This is a genomic window from Arenibacter algicola (assembly GCF_000733925.1).
GTDB classification, from domain to species: domain Bacteria; phylum Bacteroidota; class Bacteroidia; order Flavobacteriales; family Flavobacteriaceae; genus Arenibacter; species Arenibacter algicola.
Genome location: NZ_JPOO01000003.1, coordinates 726,377 through 745,871 on the forward strand (window position 1 = coordinate 726,377; position 19,495 = coordinate 745,871).

Consider the following 19,495-nt stretch of genomic DNA (forward strand, 5'->3'; position numbering starts at 1 on the left):
TTTGAAATACCATGATAATACAAGGCAACATTTACTGTAAACCCCTGGCTTTTAGCATAGGTTCAATTTTTGGATCCCCGCCGCGCCAATCCTTATACATTTTTTCCAAGGGCAGGGTATTGCCCCGCGAAAGAATCATATCCCTCAAACGCTGACCATTCTCCCTGGTTAGTCCACCATGGGCCTCAAACCAATTATAGGCATCATGATGAAGCATTTCGGTCCATAGATAGGAATAATAGCCCGCAGCATAACCACTGCCAAAGATATGTGCAAAATAGGTGGATCTATATCGTGGGGGAATGGCGGGGACCACATCCAATCCAGTCTTTCGTAAAGCTTCCTTTTCAAAAGCATTGGCATCCTCAATTTTAAAATCGGAACCAATGGTATGCCACTGCATATCCAAATTGGAGGCCGCCAAATTTTCAGTTAGGCTATACCCCTGGTTAAAAGTCCCGGATTTCTTTATCTTATCGATAAACGTCTGCGGTATCTGCTCCCCTGTTTGGCAATGAAGGGCATAGTTTTTCAGGATTTCAGGGTACAGGGCCCAGTTTTCATTGAACTGGGAAGGAAACTCTACAAAATCCCTCGCGACCGAGGTACCAGACAAGGAAGGATACTGCTGATCGGCAAAAAAGCCGTGAAGGGCATGTCCAAATTCATGGAACATGGTCTCCACCTCATCATAGGTCAGTAATGCCGGCTCACCGGCCACGGGTTTCGGATAATTACAAACATTGTAAATAACAGGTTTTTTATTGTATAATTTGGATTGATCTACAAAATTGCCCATCCAGGCCCCTCCCCGCTTGCTTGGTCGGGAAAAGAAATCGCCATAGAACAATCCCAATGGATCTCCGTTCTCTTCAAAAAGCTCATATACCAATACATCTTCATGATAGGTAGGGATATCGGTCCTGACTTTAAAGGTTATTCCGTATAATTTTTCGGCGGCATAGAAAACCCCTTTTTCAAGTACTGTTTTCAATTCAAAATAGGGTTTTATTTGGTTTTCGTCCAGATCGTATTTTTCCATGCGCACCATATCGGCATAAAGGTTCCAATCCCACGGAGACAGAATGAAATCCCCTCCCTTTTTCTTTATCATTAGCTGAATTTCCTCTGCCTCTTGCTTAGCTTTTGCCGTAGCGGCAGGTATAAGGCCGGCAAACATTTTATTCACATTCTCCGGCACTTTGGCCATGGTATTCTGCAAGCTCCATTCTGCATAATTTGAAAATCCCAACAATGCGCCTTTTTTGGCTCTTAATTCGGCAATTTCCGCAATTATGGCCTTAGTATCCTGAGCAGTGCCATCGGTACGCAACCAAGCAGCCTGAAACAATTTCTCCCTAGTCTCTCTTTTTTTCAAGGATTGTAATAATGGCTGCTGCGTCGTATTTTGAAGCGGAACCTTCCATCCTTCCCCATCCTTGCTCTCTAAAGATTTCAACTCGGCTTCAGATAATCCCGCGAGATCCGATTTCTGGGTAAAAACAACGGCCCCGGCATTATTAGCCTCAAGTAAGGTCTTGTTAAAAGAATTTACCAAAGTGGCCAAGCGTGAATTATATGATTTCAAAGTCTCCTTATCCTCTGGGGATAAGTTGGCACCGGCTATTTCAAAATCCTCAAAATAGTCTTCCAATAATTTTTGGGATTCGGCATCAAGTTCCAGAGATTCTTTTGTACTGTGCAAGGACTTAACGCGTTGAAACAATTTATCATTCAGGTAAATGGCATCGTTAAGTTCAGAAAATTTAGGAGCCATTTCCTCCTGCACGGCCTGAAGCGTATCATTGGTATGGGCACCTGTAAGTGCAGAAAATACGTTTCTGACCCGGTCTAAAACCATACCGCTCATTTCCAGAGCCAGTATAGTATTTTCAAAAGTTGCCGCTTCAGTAGTATTTGCAATTTTTTCAATGATTTCTCTTTTTTCGTCCATTCCCTGCAATAAAGCTTCTCTGAAATGATCGTTATTAATTTTGGTGAAATCGGGAGCGCCATATGGCAATGTACTTTCAGCGATTAATGGATTATGATTGGTGTTCATGAAATTTTGGGAGGTTATATTATTCTTTTTATTTGAGTCCTTACAGTCAAACATTAAGACCGATATAAGAAACAGACAAAATACTTTGTTCATAGTACATTTATTTTTTTGGCAAAATTACGGAAATCGGTGTTATTTGGAAAGTTGATCTTAATTAGCGAAAATGTCCTAACAGGTAGTGATTTAGGAAGATTAAAAAATTGGGGGATTTATATAGCTAAAAGAAGTAACGCCTTCTTAAAAAGTAATTGCATAATAATGTCGACAACTTTATTTTCTGTAAAAAATAACTAGCAGACATTGTTGTGTTTGTACAAGAATATAACCTATCCTAAAAGTGCTACCATCTACACCTACCAAGGTTTTGTCCCCAGAGAAATAAACTGGACCACCTGAACGGCCCATGGATAACCTAAGAAATCTTCAAAAGGAAACCATTTGATTTTATGCGCTTTTTTTGTCATTCCAAGGTTTTTATATCCAAAATTAATTGCTTTATATCCGCGTCCTTGGTACCGTCGTAAAAACCACGTATCTGTTTTTTCTTATCCACTAAAATAAATCTTTCGGTATGGATGAAATCCTGAAGGCCACCATCTCCCTCATCTACTACCGCAAAGAAACTTTTTCGAGCTAGGTCATAAATTTGCCTTTTACTTCCTGTAACAATATTCCACTTGTTATCCCTCACTCCATTATTTAAGGCATACTCTTTTAAAACAGGGACACTGTCTATTTCAGGAGTTACGGATAACGATAAAAATTTAACGTCACCATCGCCTTTGAATGCTTCCTGTAATTTTTCCATATTATTGGTCATTAAAGGGCATATGCTCGGGCATCGGGTAAAAATAAAATCAGTTACATAAATTTTATCTTTATAGTCATCCTGTGTAACCAATTCCCCATTTTGATTAATTAAACTAAAATTGGCAATGGTATGGTTTTGCCTTCTATCTCGTACGGCTGAATCTACCAAAAGTGGATTTATATCTGCCGGATTATAAATGGGCAGTTCCCTTTTTGGCGATTGGCAAGAATGAAGTAACATAAAACTTAATAAGAACCAAATCAACTTTTCTGGACCACCCTTAGGATATTTAAATAATTGCATTAACGAACGATTTTGCCTCTTGGATTTCCGGTCTTTCACTATTGACTGATTTAGCGATATCTATAAGTTTTTTAAAATACATTAGGGCTTTTTCCTTATCGCCGAGTTCTAATGCAGCTTTGGCAGCACCATAAATTCCATTAAATCGATTTGGGTGTGTTCTTAAATTGTTCTCATAGGCTTGAAGCGCTTCTTTCAATTTATTACATTTTAATAGCATATCGCCCAACAATTCACCAGCTGGCAATACTTCCCCAGGGGTAACCGGATGTTTGGCCGTGTTATTTTCCATAGCAGTGGCCTCGGTCATTAGGTCAATGGCCTTATTCTTATTGCCTATGCACCATTCCATCCAAGCTTCGATCATCTTAATCTGAATTTGTACCTGATTGGCTTCGTAACCTTTTTGCATATCCAGTAATTGTTGATATAAGGATTTCATGATGTATAGCTCATTCCGAGTAGATTCCTTGTCATTCAAATGCAGGGCCCCCAAGGCCCTTGCAAAATGGTATATGGATTTTTGCCATGGAAACTTATTCCAATCCAACTGCAGACCAGGTAGTTCCAAATGGGCTGCTTGCTTCCAATCCCTGTTCTCCAAGGCAATTCTAGCGGGAATAGCAGCTGCCGTATAGGCAATTTTAAAATTTGCCGGAAATACCTCTTTAAAAGTCTTTAGATACCCATATTGTTCTATGGCCTTTTTATTATCTCCAATCTGGAGATAGGCATAAACCAAATAATCCATCCCATGCAGTTCTTCATCCCAATGGGCGTTTGGATTTAAACTTTCTGAATAACAGAGCGCCGCAGCCGTCGAATTCAAATTGGATTGAATGGACTCTTCCCATAACCCAAGACGAGTAAAAATATGTGAGGGCATATGCTGGGCATGGGCCGAGGCAGGGGCAATTTTAGCATAGTTTCTTGCAATTGGCAGTGCCAAATACGCCAATTCGGGACAGTCATAGTTATGAACAATATAATGGGCAATTCCTGGATGATCGGGTTCCACCTCCAATAAGGATTCCAATATTTCACCAGATTTTAATTGATTCCTGTAGGTTTTATCAGCTGGATCGGCAGTGGCACATAGGGATAAGGCATAAAATATAGCCGCTTCCCTGTCCGTGGGATACTTCTTATGAATTGCTTCCATTTTTTGTTCGAACAAGGCAATTCTGGTTGGTCGATTTACAGTTTCCCAGCCATGATAAAACGCACCTATAGCCTCTAAATAATCGCGCTCCCTTTCACTTTGCGGCAAGGCCTCTGCTATCTTCAATATAGTGGAACCCTTCTCCAAATATTCCGTGCCGGTCTGTATCCACAGGGAATGAAAATTGCTCATGGCAACACCCCAATAGGCCATGGTACAATCTGGATCGGCATCAATGACCTTTACAAAAGCCTTTTCTGCTTCGTCATATTCAAAGGAATGTAATAATGAAATTCCCAAATCAAAGGTCTCCCTGATACTGGGGTTACATGAAAATGGAAAATCAACCTTTCCAAATTCCCCATTACCACATAATTTTATGTCTCCCCGCAATAAATTTATTGCGGTTACATCTACTGACGACTTTTTATCCTTACAGGAATAAAGGCACAAAACGAGCACCATTAGCAATCCCAATTTGCTTGAGCGCATCACAATTTCGAGGTTTAAGTTTATTCCATTGCTTTATTAATTCGTTATAAAACCAGTCACCATAAGAATTCACTATTGATACTGATTCAAGGGCGTCCAATCCACGAAGTTTGGAAAGATCTTCATTGTGCATCATATATATGGTATTTTAAAAAATAGACCATTTTTTCAGCTTAGACAATGAGTGGAAGCACTTTTAGATAAAGCCAATATTTCATTTCCTATTTAGTGCTTAACTCTATTAAAGGTACGGAATTTTAATTAGCTGATTGCGCAATTTAGTAGGTAAATTCATGGCCTTTATTAATGGATTTAATACTCGGATATCGCCCTAAAAACCTTACCGGAGGAATAAGGTTGTAGAAACTACTTCACAATTGAATTATTATTTATCAAAGTTTAAGGTCATTTTCTTCTTTTGATGCCCGTCTGTCAAAGTAACCTTGTACTGTTTTTTGGTCAAATTGTCTTCGGAAAATACACACATATAGTGATTCTTTTCCATTTTCCATCCATCATTGCCGTCAAATACCATTTTACGCACGGTCATTGGCAGTACAATATTTTCAAACTTTTCAAAGGCTTTTACTATTGAACCATCAGCTGTATAGGACGCTATAATATCCCCGTTACTCGCTTTAAAAACAACATCAAAAGTATGGATATCCTTTTTATCGTATTCGGATAAGGAGGTTACATCAAAATTAGCGGCCTTGAATTGCAATTCCTGAACAACTTCCGGAGTATTTCCATCATTTACCTCCCGTAAATAATCAACATTAACTGGAGATACTGTTATGGCGTCCAAGGTTACAGGGTCAATTCCGTCATTGTCTTCCTGTGCAAGCACCAGGCCTGCAAGACTAAAAAAAATCAATAATGTTACAAATTGTTTCATGATAAGGTGGTTTAAACTGTTCATAATTCCTTGAAACCTAAGATGCGATTAATTGTTTAGCTGCGCATAGCAATTATGTATATGCTCCTTAAAAGTTAATTTTGAAGTATATAACAAATGACTTAAAGCCTTACACTTATGTTGCTTTAAAAGGAGAATAGAACCGCATAAGCAATTTGTTTAGTCTAAAGATGACAGAGGAGGTACGGGAAACTTCATTTTTTTATACAGGTCCAAATACCTCGGATCCTGCCTATATGGCGCCAACAAAGGCTCGGCTCGTAACCAGGTCATTTCCACTTCGTGGTTATCGTAGGATTTTTGAAGCCATTTGAATACTTCCCTGTCTTCTTGAATATGGCAGTAATACAGCGCCATAAACCAGGCCGGACTACCTGAAGAACCTTTAACGTAGTGTTTTTGTAATGTGGAAAGGCTTTCCTGAACACCTGAACGGTTATTGGCCATTTCAAAATGTACTGCATTAAGCCATGCAACAATGGGCGGGCGGTCAGGGAAACTATTCATCAATTTCTCCAACATTAATCTAGACTCTTCATATGCCCCAAAACAATAATACCATTTGGCTGCTTCCCTTAGGTAGAACATATCATCCAAGAATAATGGATCAATGCGTTTTAATTCTTCTTTAGCCTCTGCTGCCGAGTGCAAAAAGAATATCACAGAGGCCCTAATGGCAAATAACCATCCAAAAGAGGGATCTTCCAAAATAAGTTTATTCAATTCAGAAAGAGCATATGCACATTTGCCGGTCTTAATGTAGTAATCTACAAAAAGATATTCATTCCAATTATCGGCACCCTTATGGGCGTAATTGTCCGAAATATACTGCTCCACGGCCTCAAAGTCCCATTCAAAATAAAATTTGCCTACAAACAATTGATCGGACAAACGCACATTTTCACCATCAATTGCTGAAGCCTTTTGCAAATAAAATTTGGCATTTCTCCAAGCCTCCTGTTCTCCGTACAAGCCCCAAACTGCACCTCCTGTAACATATATGTCGGCAAGGCCCAACAAGGGTTCTACAAAAGTTGAATCCATTGCAAAGGCCTTTTCATATAAAGGAATGGCATTCTTAAATGATGTTTGATTAAATTTATTATTCTGATATTCTGCCAAGAGATAATAATTATAGGCTTCTTCACTTTTTGTGGGTATTCCTGTGAAAGCATCATAGTCCCTTTCGGTAAGTTTCACATTCATAATGTTGGCAACATTTTCCGCGACCTTGGATTGAATTTCGAAAATTTCATTCGTCTTCCATTCTCCAGAATATGATCCAGACCATATTTGTTTATTTAAGGGACCGTCATTCAAACGTAGATTTATTTTAAATTGACTACCCTGTTTTTGAAAATTTCCTTCAAGAATATAAAATACATTAAGTGTTTTTGCCAATTCAGGCATACTTTTTTCGCTGTTCTTGAATTGGACACTGGACGTAAAAGGAACTACTCTATCCATTTCCTTTATTTCAGAAATTCTACTGATAACAGCATCGGTCATCCCATCACTTATATATTCCAATTCGGGGTCTCCGCTCCAATTCTTAAAGGGCAAAACCGCAATGGACTTAATACTATCATCGGACAATAGTGGGGAAATTGAAGGAGTATCCTTTTGGAGTTTTGACAGAATACTCCTGTTGTTGATATAGCTAAACATAGTTATTAGGAATAGGATGCCGAACACTACGATAAATATTGTTTTCTCCTTACCAGTTTTTTTAAACTTTGGCCGTTCTAGCTCCAAGTGCTCTCGAACTTTAGCTTCCCCAGGAGTAAACCCATAGCGCTCCTTAAAGCAGGTATTAAAGTAGGTAGGGCTATGGAAACCTACGGAATAGGCAATTTCTGATACTGTGGCCACATCTTTTTGAAGCAGCTCCATTGCCTTTTCCAGTCTCAATTCCCGAATGAACTGGCTTACGGATTTACCAGTCAACTTTTTCAACCGTCTGTGCAAATGTGAGCGACTAACTCCAAAAATACGGGCAGCTTCCTTAACCCCAAATTGTTCGTTATCAAAATTATTACGAATAATCTCGGTCAATTTTAGAAGAAAGCTTTCGCCATCACGCTGTGATTCTAAATTGTCCATAAGAAATTAGGTTAAAGATTCAGGGGAGAGGAGAAATATTGAACCCTATGAAAGATACAAAATATTACCTTAAAAAGCTGAATAATAATATTTTAAACACCCCTAAGTCCACTGCTTTTCCCCTAATTTGGCGAAACCGGTATGGCAGGAAAAATTTATTATCTTTTAAGAATAACCAATCCTTTTACCTAATGGACGATTTATTTTTAGGGATAGCCAATATTTTTTTCTTTGTTTTCCATTCGGCCCTGATTATTTTTAATTTATTCGGCTGGTTGTTTGCACACACACGAAAACTTAATCTTATCTCCTTACTTTTAACCTTTGGATCCTGGGTTCTTTTGGGAATTTGGAAGGGATGGGGCTACTGCTTTTTAACGGATTGGCATTATGGGATACTTAAGCGTATGGGGAAATCCGATCTACCTTCAAGTTATATTGCTTTTTTGGTGGAAAGTACAACGGGCTGGTTGCCCAATGCAGGACTTACCAATACATTGACCCTTTCACTGGCAGTTTTAGCCTTAATGTGCTCGTTATGGGTAAACTTTATTTCCCAAAAAAAGTCCGATCAAAATTAGTACAATTATAATGGTCGATGTTATCAAAATAATATTGTACCTTTTTTGATTAAATAATTTCTTGAATTAATAATAAATATACTTAAGTATGCTTACCGAAGAGGAAATTGAAATTTTGGAAACACAGGGTTATTTATCGCTGGGCAAACTATTGACGGATGCACAGGTGAAGGCCATAAACGATATGATTGAAACCCTAATGCTCAATGAAGGTCAGGCTGCCGGTGCGGAATTAGTGGAGTCCAAATATATTAGACATCCCAAAGAGGAGGGTGCCGACAGGTTGGCCGATCTGGTGAATAAAGGGGATGTTTTTGATGTGTTTTACACACACCCTAGAGTACTTGCCGGCATCGCCGCCGTTCTGGGCCCATCCTTCAAATTATCATCCCTTAACTACAGGGCTGCCAAACCCGGACTTGGACATCAGAATTTACACATAGATTGGGGAAATAAATCGGTCCATGGTGAATATAAGGTATGCAACTCCATTTGGTTGTTGGACGAATTCACCGAAAATAACGGTGCCACCAGGATTGTGCCTGGAACCCATAAACTTGGTGTATCGCCACAAGAAAGAATGAAGGACCCCAGCCTTCCCCATCCTGATGAAGTTATCATTAAGGCCCCAGCGGGATCCGTATTTATTTTTAATTCACACGCCTGGCACGGAGGAACTACCAACCGTACTACTAAACCAAGAAGGAGCATCCACAGTTATTTTTGCACCTCTGATCAACCCCAACAGATAGACCAAAGAAAATATATAACCGAGGAGACCAAACAACGAATAGGGTTGGCAGCCCAAAAGATATTGGATGTACTGTGACAGCATAATCTCCCTAAATATAACCAAACCCTATGCACCTTAATTAGTTCGGTTGCCAATCACTGTTCAATACCTTAATTGCTTGGCACGATATTTTGATTTACCCGGAACAGGTTTTTGGGATCATACTGTTTTTTTATTCGTGCCAAACGCTGGTAATTATGTTTGTAACTTGCCATGACCCGTTCCTGTCCCTCATCCATCATAAAATTGGTATAGGCACCTCCGGAGGAATGTGGGTGCAAAGCATTGTAATAATCCTTGCACCAATTAGTGATTTTTTCAGTATTCTTGGGATCTGGATCAACTCCTACAATAACTCCGGCATACTTTGAGTCCCTATAGGCCCATGGAGTGTCCGTTGCCCCTACCTTGGCCGCAGCCCCACTAATGGGATATAGATGCATTTGTGACAGTGGAGTTGGAATTTTAGAACCATATTTTAAATGGCCAGCCCTCACCTCCGGACCTAATTTATTAAAGAAGTCGGCTCTCCAATACCATTGCAATCCTGGTGGAAAGAGTCCGTCGAATAAGGTTTGTATAGACGGATATGGCATTTCCCCTACGTGTTCGAACAGCGGTTTTCTAGCCAAGACCGGTTTAAAAATCTCCTCAAACTTATTGGGCTTACCTGTATAACACCATACTATACCACAAAATTGTTTGTTGTGCAGTTGTTCCGGAAATGGTGGTCCAGGAATAACCATGGTAGCAATAAACCCGTTTAGATCTTCTGGCGCCTTATGAATAAACTCATCGTACCAAGCCATAATTTCTTCGGTCTTCTCAATGGGCCACAGGGTTGGTCCCCCAATCACTGTTTTCAAAGGATGGGCCTGAAATTTAAAGGACGTCACTATACCAAAGTTACCCCCACCCCCTCGAATGGCCCAAAAAAGGTCTGGGTGCTGCTTTGCGTTCACGGTAACAAAGGAACCGTCGGCCAAAACCATATCGGCCTCCAACAAATTGTCTATGGTAAGTCCGTATTTCCTGGAAAGATAACCTACACCTCCACCCAGGGTTAATCCCCCAACCCCTGTGGTAGATATTATTCCTGCAGGGATTGCCAGTCCAAAGGCATGGGTGGCATGATCTACCTCTCCCCAAAGATTTCCCCCGCCAACACGTACTGTATTATTGGAAGTATCAACACGGATAAATTTTAATCCCGACAGATCTATTACCATACCCTCATCACATATGCCCAATCCGCCTCCATTGTGACCTCCTCCCCTAACGGCGATCAATAAATTGTTTTCCCTTCCAAAGTTTACCGAAGCTATAACATCTGCCACATCCACACATTTGACGATCATCCCCGGATGTTTGTCAATATTGGCATTGTACACCTTTCGGGTGCTGTTGTAATTATCATCGGATGGCATAATCACTTCTCCCCTTATTTGTTTTTTAAAGGATGCAACAAGGCCGGCATCCATACCAATAACCATTTCCATAATTATAATTTTTAAATGTTTGTTTAACTAATTCCCTTAGGTCTTTATTTACCATCATTGTTTTAGTACCATTGGAAAAGCGTCCAAGGGTTCTTCAAAAGCAATGAATATTACACAGGGATCCTTATCCCCACATTTTGCGGTATGTGGTTTTGTAGAGGGGCCAAAGGCATAGGTGCCCACTTTCATTATTTGTTCCTTTTCGCCTTCATAGGTAACATGCAGTTCACCCGAAACAAGGATCATGCGCTCGGCGGAAGTATGCCAATGCTCTGGTATTTCATAATTGGCTGGCACCTTAAAAAAAACATCCACATTTTTTTTGGAAGGGTCTCCGTGCAATACCGCTATTGTGCATCCCTCGGGCATAAAAGATGGGCAAGGGCCCCATTGTAAATCCTTATCCTCATGCGTCCTTACCATAGAAGTTTCCATCACTTCTTCAGTGTCGCCTTGGCCAAAAAAAGAAAAACTTGCAAAAAATGTCAAAATTAAAATGACAACTTTTAATTGGGAATACTTTAGAGTGCTGTTCATGACTAAAATGTTTTATGATTAATAAATGTTGTTATTAAATAAGTAGCATTCCTCCTAAAAATGAGGTATGGAATAATTAACCTGTTCCTTTTCCAATTTAACATTCATCCACGGCAAGTGTTTGAGATGCTCGAATTGGGAAAAAGTAAGCGTTTGGTTATCTAACTCTTAAATCAAAAAGGGGGGTGCGTATATAAAACTAGCTAGCAATGATCCTGGACTTACTTACAGTTCTTGCCTAGGTAACAATCACCATTCAGTAAGCAGTAATATCTTTTGTTCATAGTAAAATTAAAGTAAGTAAAGCCAATGGACCTCTACATTTAATTCAAATAATTACAAAATTCAATCATGGTTACAAATACACTATACGCCTTATACAGTATAGTCCTGGATATATTTCGATGGAAGGACTCCAAAACTATCCATAAAACATTTTGAGAAATAGGCTGGACTGTTAAAACCGGTTCCAAATGCAACTTCAGAAATATTTTTGGCTTTTTTATCAAGCAATTGCAAGGCCTTTTCCAATCGGTAATCCTTGATAAAACTATTGGGCGACTTACCGGTAAGACCTATCATTTTTCTGTACAATTGGGATTTACTGAATCCCATATTTTTACTAAAATCATTGGAGTTAAATGCGGCATTGGTCCATTCTTTCTCCGTGTAATCCATCAATAGATTTATAAATTTCTCTTCTCCGACACTTAGAGTCTTTATGTTCTTATGGCTCAATTTAACGTTTAAATTTTCACTCTCGTACAAGTCTTTGACCTCAGGGGATATAACAATTTTTCCAAGGACCAATTCACAAAACCGTTCTGCAAGTTTAATTGTATCCTCAAAAATACTATCCTTTTCGGTCACTGGAACACCTGCATTCAATCCTATGCTCAATTGAAAATCTTTATTGAACTTTTTTGAGGAGTCGTTATGGTGGGAATGTATCTCTTGAGCACAAAGTACAGCATTGGTCACCGAATTAAAGGACACCAAAAAATATCCTGATTTTTGTCTTACCACCCTGCCCAAAAATTTTTCTACAGATCCAAGAATGTATCTATTGCAGTTGCCAAGTTCCCTATTCATATGTTTAGGGTCACTTCCCAAAAAGGATAACTTTCTAAGACCAATGACCATTATAGTTCTAAATGCTGGGTCATTGATAATATTCAATTCTGTCTTTTGTGATTTTTCCGGATCCTCGATCCTGCCCAAGAAAGATTCCACTATGGAACTCTCCACTTCTATAATTCTGTGGGGAACTTCTCCATGGGCATGATTGTGCATATCCTGAATAGCCTTTTTATTGGGGGCCTGAATTAGGCAAAATGCGGTTCTCCTTTTTTCATCGCACCAATAAGTCATTCCCTTGCATCCGTAAAGATGTTCTATTTTTAAATCTTCCCGATGCATTTCTGCCACATGCAGCGCGGTGATCTCCTTAGGAATTTCGTGACGATCCATGTAGATTGGCATAACAGTAATTTTTTATACAAGTTAGTGATTTTAATTGAGTTAGATAAGAGTTTTCCTATTTCGTTTTATCATTATTTAAAGAACATTTGGGTATAAAATTATTCCCCATGGCACAGTTAATTCGCGATGGGCAATTTTATTTATGACCTATAATTAGGTGTAGAAATTAGGCAAGCAATCTCCAAATCTGTGCTACCAAAAATGTCACCACAAATCCTATTATAACCGGTAGTATTGAGGCTACCACTGTCCATTTAACACTTTTGGTCTCCTTATAAATAGTATAAATGGTAGTGCTGCATGGATTGTGCAACAAACTGAACAACATCAGGTTAACCGCTGTAAGCAAGGTCCATCCTCCTGCTCTCAAAATATCACCGGTCGCCGTTACGGAATCCAACTCGAACATTACTCCTGCCCCTGCCCCTCCTGTAATTCCAGTAACCAGTACGGTAAGCATCAAAATGGTAGGTATTACAATTTCATTGGCAGGGATAGCCACAATATAGGCCACTAGTATAACCCCGTTTAGTCCCAAAAGGAAACCAAAACCGTCCAAGGAGTCTATTAACCATGCGGCAAGACTGGCATCTCCCAAATAAATATTTGAAATCAGCCAAATTACGGCTCCTGCAGGGGCAGCAAAAACAATTGCACGCCATAGTACTATCAAGGTCCTATCTATTATGGAAGTATAGATAGTTTTCCAAAATCTTGGGGGCCTATAGGGTGGTAATTCCAAATTAAAGGTAGATACTTCTCCCTTCAAAACTGTTTTGGAGAGACCCCATGATACCAAAAACATAAATACCATTCCCAATACGGCTATTCCAATAACTGCTGCCAAGGATAAAATTCCCGAATAAGTGGCTGGCACTAGGGCCCCGACAAAAATGGTGGCTATCAGAATCTGTGTAGGCCAACGCCCATTACACAATGAGAAGTTATTGGTGATAATGGCAATCAATCTTTCCCGGGGGCTGTCTATAATCCGTGTAGCTACAACCCCTGCTGCATTGCACCCAAAGCCCATGCTCATGGTCAAGGCCTGTTTACCGTGTGCTCCGGATAATTTAAATAGATGGTCCAAATTAAAGGCCACCCTTGGCAAATACCCAAAATCTTCCAACAGGGTGAATAAGGGAAAAAATATGGCCATAGGGGGCAACATTACAGCAATGACCCAGGCTACCGCCAAATACACCCCATCGATTAAAAAACCGTCCAACCACCATGGCATACCAATGTTAGCGGCAAATCCCTTTAAGGCCGGATGAATGTTATCCAACAACAAACTGGACAACATGGCAGAAGGGTAATTGGCGCCAACGATGGTCATCCAAAGGACCACTGCCAAGATCAAAAACATAAGTGGGAAACCCCAAACCTTGCTCGTAATGATCTTATCTATTTTGGCGTCTATCCTAAATGCTCCTTTTTCATCCTTTTTATGTACAGAGTCCTTTACTATCTCCGCGGCATCAGCATAGATTCCTTCTGCTAAGTTATCGTGGAACTCATCGCCAATTTGCCAACGAAGGTCATTGGAAAGGGAAATTATATGATCTATTTTCTTAGTGTCCATCAAAGTATAATTAAACGAATTCACCCGTTTTAAGGGTTTCTATAATATTTCGATCCCCTTCCAACAGACGTAAAGCAATCCATCTACTATTGGGAATATCCGGATAGACTTCTTTTATTTCAGCACTTAATTTTTCCAAGGCCTGCTCTATATTTTTTGGTATATTCTTTATGCGGTGCGGCTTGCAAACAATCTTACCATTGGCCAGTTCACTAATGGTCTGGATCAATTCCGGAATTCCCCTATTATATCTAGCGCTGGTAGGGACCACAGGAATACCAAGGTCCTTGGCCAAAGTGCGGGTATCTATTTCCAAATTATTTCTTTCCGCCTCATCCATTAAATTTAAACATAGGACCGCATTATTGGTAATTTCCAAAATCTGTAATACCAAATTTAGATTTCTTTCCAGCCTACTGGCATCTACTACGATAACGGTTACCGAAGGCTTCCCAAAAAGAATAAAGTTCCTGGCCACTTCCTCATCTTCAGAGGTGGAGAGCAGGGAATAGGTGCCAGGCAAGTCTACAAGTTTAAATTTTTCCTTGTTGTATTCAAAAGCACCTTCTGCCCTGGTTACCGTTTTTCCAGGCCAATTTCCGGTATGTTGGCGCAAACCGGTCATGGCATTAAAAACAGTGCTTTTACCAGTATTCGGATTACCGGCCAATGCAACTACATAATCAAAATCGGAGGTATTTACTCCTAATTTTTTCAATCCGTCCGCATTGAATTGGGCACAGGTCTCACACGCACTATTAGGTTTAACTTCCATGATTTAATCTTTTTGTATTAAAATTTTCGATGCTTGATTTTGACGAAGGGCAATACTTGTGCCCTTGATTAAAAAGGCTTTGGGATCGCCCAGTGGATTTAGTAAATCTATTTTCACCTCAGCTCCTTTCACAAAACCCAGATCGAGCAACCTTCTTCGACTATCTCCCCTGATTTCCTTTGATATACCAATAATCTTGGCGGTTTCATTTTCCTTTAAAATGGACAACCTGGCTAAATTTTCTTCAAATACCACGTCCTTTTCCAAAACTGATACTGTAATATTGCCCGCCATTATAGGGGCCAATACAAATGCCTCCCCCTCCGAATGAAATTCAATACGGGCAGGCGTCTTTTCCATGATCCGTATCACAGATCCAATATGGATATTTTCTGCCAGGATCTGCTTGTAAATTATTTCGGGCTTATCCTTGATATGGACAATTCTTCCAATAGTTCCAATGGGCAGCTCCGAAACCGGTATTCCTTTAATTTTTGCAATCTTTCCCGTATTGGTGGGTATAGGATCACCATGTGGGTCAAATTGGGGATTACCCAGCTGGGAAGACAGAATATCTGCATCCACCTTGGTGAGTTCATGTTCCATTCTTTCTGCCCTTTCGTGCCATTCCGATTCCTTAAAACCGGTCTTTTCAGCTAAAAATTTCTCCCATAGCCTATGGGCCCTAACTATACGTAGGGCATAATCGCTTCCGGATTTTGTAAGTTTTACACTATCGCCCTGTATACTTATCAGCTCGTGGTCCGACATCTTATTAATACATTCCAGTATGATTTTGTCATTGTATTTTAAGGTTCTGATAATATCATTTATATTGAGATGCTTGTCCGCATTTTCATTGTGATATAACAATTTTAATACATCCTCTACAACAATTTTATCGTTGGAAACCGAATTATTTCTTATCAGCCAAAACCATCCCTTATTAGGTCTGAAAAGCAGATATGCCAAAATGGAAAGTGCAAAAAACACCGCTAGGGCTATTGTAGGATTGTAGGTATGCATTAGCTTGTTCTAAATATATTTTTAGCCTCTTTTTAGGCGACCATACATTTACCATGCAGGTCAAGGCCCATGTCGATCTCAATATTAATAAATATGTATAAAGATAATTATTAATTTTTAGATTAACCTAAAAATATATTTCACATGGCCTATATTAGTAACGAATATTAATTGAAGATCTTCTAAATATCTAACCCCCAGCATTGTGTAATTAAAACCTCCGCTATTAATAGATAAATGAATTTTAAAAGAAAAAGATTGTTTTTACCTAGGACTATCCTCTATCAACATAAAAAACAGATATGTCTTTGTTAATATGAAATTTTTTATCAATCTAAATATGGCATAGTTATAAAAACATGTATTACTTTTAGAAAAACATTATTTACAAGTATTATGAAAAAGTTATTGTCTTCTCCCACATTTAAAAAATTGATCCTACCCCTTATAATGATCGGTATGTTTGCTGCCAATGCCCAACAAAAAATTGGCGGACTGGCTCTTTACACGGTAAGGGACGATATGGGGACCAATACCAAAGCCACACTTATGGCAGTTGCCGAAGCAGGTTACAAAAATATTGAGGCTGCAGGCTACAGGGACGGCAAATTTTACAATATGGCCCCGAAAGACTTTAATAAGCTACTAAAAGAAGTAGGGTTAACGCCAATAAGCACACATCAGGGCGGGGTTACATTGGAGAATGCGGACAGCATGATCGCCGACGTGAAAGCGGCAGGTTTTAAATACTTTGTAATTCCCGTTCCACCCATGGGGCTTAGGGACGACTATAAACAACTGGCTACAGTCTTAAGCACCCTTGGAGAAAAATGCCAAAAAGCGGGATTGAAGCTACTTTACCACAATCATGATTTTGAATTAAAGAAAGGGGAAGATGGCGTAGTAACCCTTGATTATCTGTTGGAGAATACTGATCCTAAATTTGTAAATTTTCAAATGGACCTTTATTGGGTGACCAAAGCAGATCAAGACCCTGTTGCCTATTTTACAAGGTATCCAGGTCGATTTATTATGTGGCATGTAAAGGATATGGATGACCAAGGCAGGTTTGCCCCAGTGGGTAACGGACAAATAGATTTCTCAAAAATCCTTGCACAGAAAAAGCTTTCCGGAATGAAATACTACATGGTTGAGCAGGATAAAACTTTTGATATGACACCTTTGGAAGCCATAAACATTAGCCATAAAGGACTTATCGAAATAGGATTTAAATAGGAATCCAACCTTTTCAGCTTCCCATAATTTTGGTATTGATGAAGAGTTGGTTTCATATTAATTAAACGGCTGCCAGGGTCTATCCATAGCAGCCGTTCGTTTTTCAAATCTACAAATGAATTAACACTATGTGCTAGCCTTAATCAAGATTATAACGCAGTAGTCTCAGTGCATTGATTACTACCAAAATCGTTGACCCCTCATGAATGGCAACGGCTACACCAATGTTGGCAAATCCGAATAATGTAGCTGGAATTAAAAATGCCACAATCCCCATACTTACCCACAGGTTCTGCCTAATAATAGCTTTGGATTTTCTACTAAGGCCGATCACAAAGGGAAGACTTTCTATCTTGTCCGACATTAAGGCTACATCTGCCGTTTCCAATGCTACATCGCTCCCAGCGGCACCCATGGCAATACCAACGGTGCTGCTGGCCATAGCCGGCGCATCATTAACACCATCCCCTACCATAGCTATTTTAGTGCCTTTTTTTAAATATTCCCCAATAGCTTCGACCTTGTCTTCAGGAAGTAGATTTCCTTTTGCCTCGGTAAGTCCAATTTGTTGGGCAATGGAATCTGCCACTTTTTGATGGTCCCCGCTCAGCATTACCATATGTTTTATACCTATATCCTTTAATCGCTGTATGGTGCTAGCAGCACTTTTTCTAGGTACGTCCATTACACTTAGCAAGCCGATCGCCTTTTTTTCATATCCTACAAACATAATGGTCTGGCCCTCCTTCTGCAATTGGTCAATTTGGTCTTGGACTTCCCTTGAAATGTGGATTCCCTCTTCTTTCATAAGTTGCTCATTGCCGATATAGATACGGCCACCGTTGTAGTTCGCAATTACTCCCTTACCTTGTATGGACCGCATACTGGAGGAACGGTTATTGTTTTCAACCTTATATGCGTCCTTAAGATCTCTAGCAATGGACCTCGCCAAGGGATGATCACTTAAACTTTCAACGTCCAAGACCAATTCCAAAAATTCCTTTTTATCATATCCATTTAAAGGAAAGGCATTGGTCAATCTTGGTTTACCTTCCGTAAGGGTCCCTGTTTTGTCGAAAGCAATGGTGGTAAGGCTGCCTAGATCTTCCAGGGGACGCCCTCCCTTAATGATCACTCCTTTTTTGGCAGCCCTGGCTATGGCACTAATTACTGCACTAGGTGTTGAAATGGCCAAGGCGCAAGGGCTGGATGCTACCAAAACACTTATGGCCCTGTATAGGCTATCATGGACAGACTCGTCTACAAACAAGTGGAGAAAACATAGGCCAACTACCAAAACCACCACTATGGGCACAAACCATTTTTCAAATTTTTTGGTAGTTAGCTGTGTGGGCGATTTTTTGGTTTCCACCTCATTGATCATTTGCACCAAACGTGAAATTGTGGCATCCACATTTAATTTTAGAACTTGAACCTCCAGCATGGAATCCCCATTTATAGTACCGGTAAAAACTACATGGGACGGGTCCAATTGTTCAAATTGCGGCAGATCGTTAAGCTCCTGTATAGCTGTTTTATCTACGGGAATACTTTCTCCGGTTATAGGCGACTGATCAATACTACTACTACCTTTTATAATAACCCCGTCTGCCGATATTTTGGTATTTGGTTTTACCAAAATAATATCGTTCACCTTTAATTCCTCAACCGGAACTTCCGTGAAATCCCCGCCATTTTTTAACAATGCCGTCTTTGGGGAAAGTTCACCCAAGGCTTTGATAGATTTTGTGGCCTTGTTCATAGCATAATGCTCCAAAGAATGTCCCAAACTAAATAAAAACAGTAATAGGGCACCTTCTCCCCATCTATCTATATAGGCCGCCCCGATTGCGGCAACGAGCATTAGGAAATCTATTTCAAATTCCCCCTTCCTAATCTTGTCTATCGCCTCGAGCAAGGTAAAATAACCGCCGAAAAAATAGGCCGAAATATAACAGACCATAGAAACCCATGGTGTTGCCATCATTAAACCTGCCAAAATCAATCCCATCAAAAAGAACACACCGCTTAAAATAGCAAAATAGAGTTCCGTTTTATTGCCAAAAATTCCTCCGTGGTCATGATTGTGATTGTGATCTTTAGGATCATGATGCTGTTCCATACTTATA

The 19,495-nt window shown here is 39.8% G+C and carries 13 protein-coding genes and 1 pseudogene; 3 read left to right on the forward strand and 11 right to left on the reverse strand.

The window, feature by feature from the left end; translation table 11 throughout:
• Window positions 1–31 precede the first annotated feature (31 nt).
• From U735_RS0113380 to U735_RS0113405, 5 genes are all read right to left on the reverse strand, one after another.
• Window positions 32–2,155 carry a M3 family metallopeptidase gene (locus tag U735_RS0113380; RefSeq protein WP_031444306.1) on the reverse strand — a complete coding sequence of 708 codons (2,124 nt, stop codon included), beginning with the start codon at window positions 2,153–2,155 and terminating at the stop codon, window positions 32–34.
• 367 nt (window positions 2,156–2,522) lie between these two features.
• A complete protein-coding gene (locus tag U735_RS0113390; RefSeq protein ID WP_031444307.1) occupies window positions 2,523–3,176 on the reverse strand; it encodes an SCO family protein in 654 nt (217 codons plus the stop codon).
• A complete protein-coding gene (locus tag U735_RS0113395; protein WP_031444308.1) occupies window positions 3,163–4,830 on the reverse strand; it encodes a hypothetical protein in 1,668 nt (555 codons plus the stop codon). The genes U735_RS0113390 and U735_RS0113395 overlap by 14 nt, the downstream gene beginning before the upstream one ends.
• A 385-nt stretch (window positions 4,831–5,215) precedes the next feature.
• A complete protein-coding gene (locus U735_RS0113400) occupies window positions 5,216–5,728 on the reverse strand; it encodes a hypothetical protein (protein WP_069857915.1) in 513 nt (170 codons plus the stop codon).
• Window positions 5,729–5,908: 180 nt separating this feature from the next.
• Window positions 5,909–7,852 carry a helix-turn-helix domain-containing protein gene (locus tag U735_RS0113405; RefSeq protein ID WP_031444310.1) on the reverse strand — a complete coding sequence of 648 codons (1,944 nt, stop codon included), beginning with the start codon at window positions 7,850–7,852 and terminating at the stop codon, window positions 5,909–5,911.
• 47 nt (window positions 7,853–7,899) lie between these two features.
• Between U735_RS0113405 and U735_RS0113410 the strand changes: the two genes are divergently transcribed.
• The gene (locus U735_RS0113410; RefSeq protein WP_232233263.1) at window positions 7,900–8,433 is read left to right on the forward strand and encodes a DUF2784 domain-containing protein; all 534 of its coding nucleotides are present in this window, start codon (window positions 7,900–7,902) and stop codon (window positions 8,431–8,433) included.
• 88 nt (window positions 8,434–8,521) lie between these two features.
• Window positions 8,522–9,262, forward strand: coding sequence for a phytanoyl-CoA dioxygenase family protein (locus U735_RS0113415; protein ID WP_031444312.1), 741 nt, complete (start codon window positions 8,522–8,524; stop codon window positions 9,260–9,262).
• A 74-nt stretch (window positions 9,263–9,336) separates the two neighbouring features.
• Here the strand turns inward: U735_RS0113415 and U735_RS0113420 are convergent, their stop codons facing one another.
• The 5 genes and pseudogenes from U735_RS0113420 to U735_RS0113445 form a co-directional block, all read right to left on the reverse strand.
• Window positions 9,337–10,719: an FAD-binding oxidoreductase gene (locus U735_RS0113420; RefSeq protein ID WP_180994018.1), complete on the reverse strand. Its 1,383-nt coding sequence runs from the start codon at window positions 10,717–10,719 to the stop codon at window positions 9,337–9,339.
• Between the two features lie 60 nt (window positions 10,720–10,779).
• The gene (locus tag U735_RS0113425; protein WP_031444314.1) at window positions 10,780–11,262 is read right to left on the reverse strand and encodes a cupin domain-containing protein; all 483 of its coding nucleotides are present in this window, start codon (window positions 11,260–11,262) and stop codon (window positions 10,780–10,782) included.
• 375 nt (window positions 11,263–11,637) lie between these two features.
• Window positions 11,638–12,744: a nickel-binding protein gene (locus tag U735_RS0113430; protein WP_031444315.1), complete on the reverse strand. Its 1,107-nt coding sequence runs from the start codon at window positions 12,742–12,744 to the stop codon at window positions 11,638–11,640.
• 166 nt (window positions 12,745–12,910) lie between these two features.
• Window positions 12,911–15,104: pseudogene (gene feoB / locus U735_RS25335) on the reverse strand (ferrous iron transport protein B).
• 3 nt (window positions 15,105–15,107) lie between these two features.
• Window positions 15,108–16,130, reverse strand: coding sequence for a metal-dependent transcriptional regulator (locus U735_RS0113445; RefSeq protein WP_051892146.1), 1,023 nt, complete (start codon window positions 16,128–16,130; stop codon window positions 15,108–15,110).
• Window positions 16,131–16,580: 450 nt separating this feature from the next.
• Between U735_RS0113445 and U735_RS0113450 the strand changes: the two genes are divergently transcribed.
• Window positions 16,581–17,366: a sugar phosphate isomerase/epimerase family protein gene (locus tag U735_RS0113450; RefSeq protein ID WP_232233328.1), complete on the forward strand. Its 786-nt coding sequence runs from the start codon at window positions 16,581–16,583 to the stop codon at window positions 17,364–17,366.
• A 139-nt stretch (window positions 17,367–17,505) separates the two neighbouring features.
• On the opposite strand, the gene U735_RS0113455 is transcribed toward U735_RS0113450, so the two are convergent.
• Complete coding sequence (locus U735_RS0113455; protein WP_031444320.1) at window positions 17,506–19,488, reverse strand: heavy metal translocating P-type ATPase; 1,983 nt, start codon at window positions 19,486–19,488, stop codon at window positions 17,506–17,508.
• Between the last annotated feature and the right edge of the window lie 7 nt (window positions 19,489–19,495).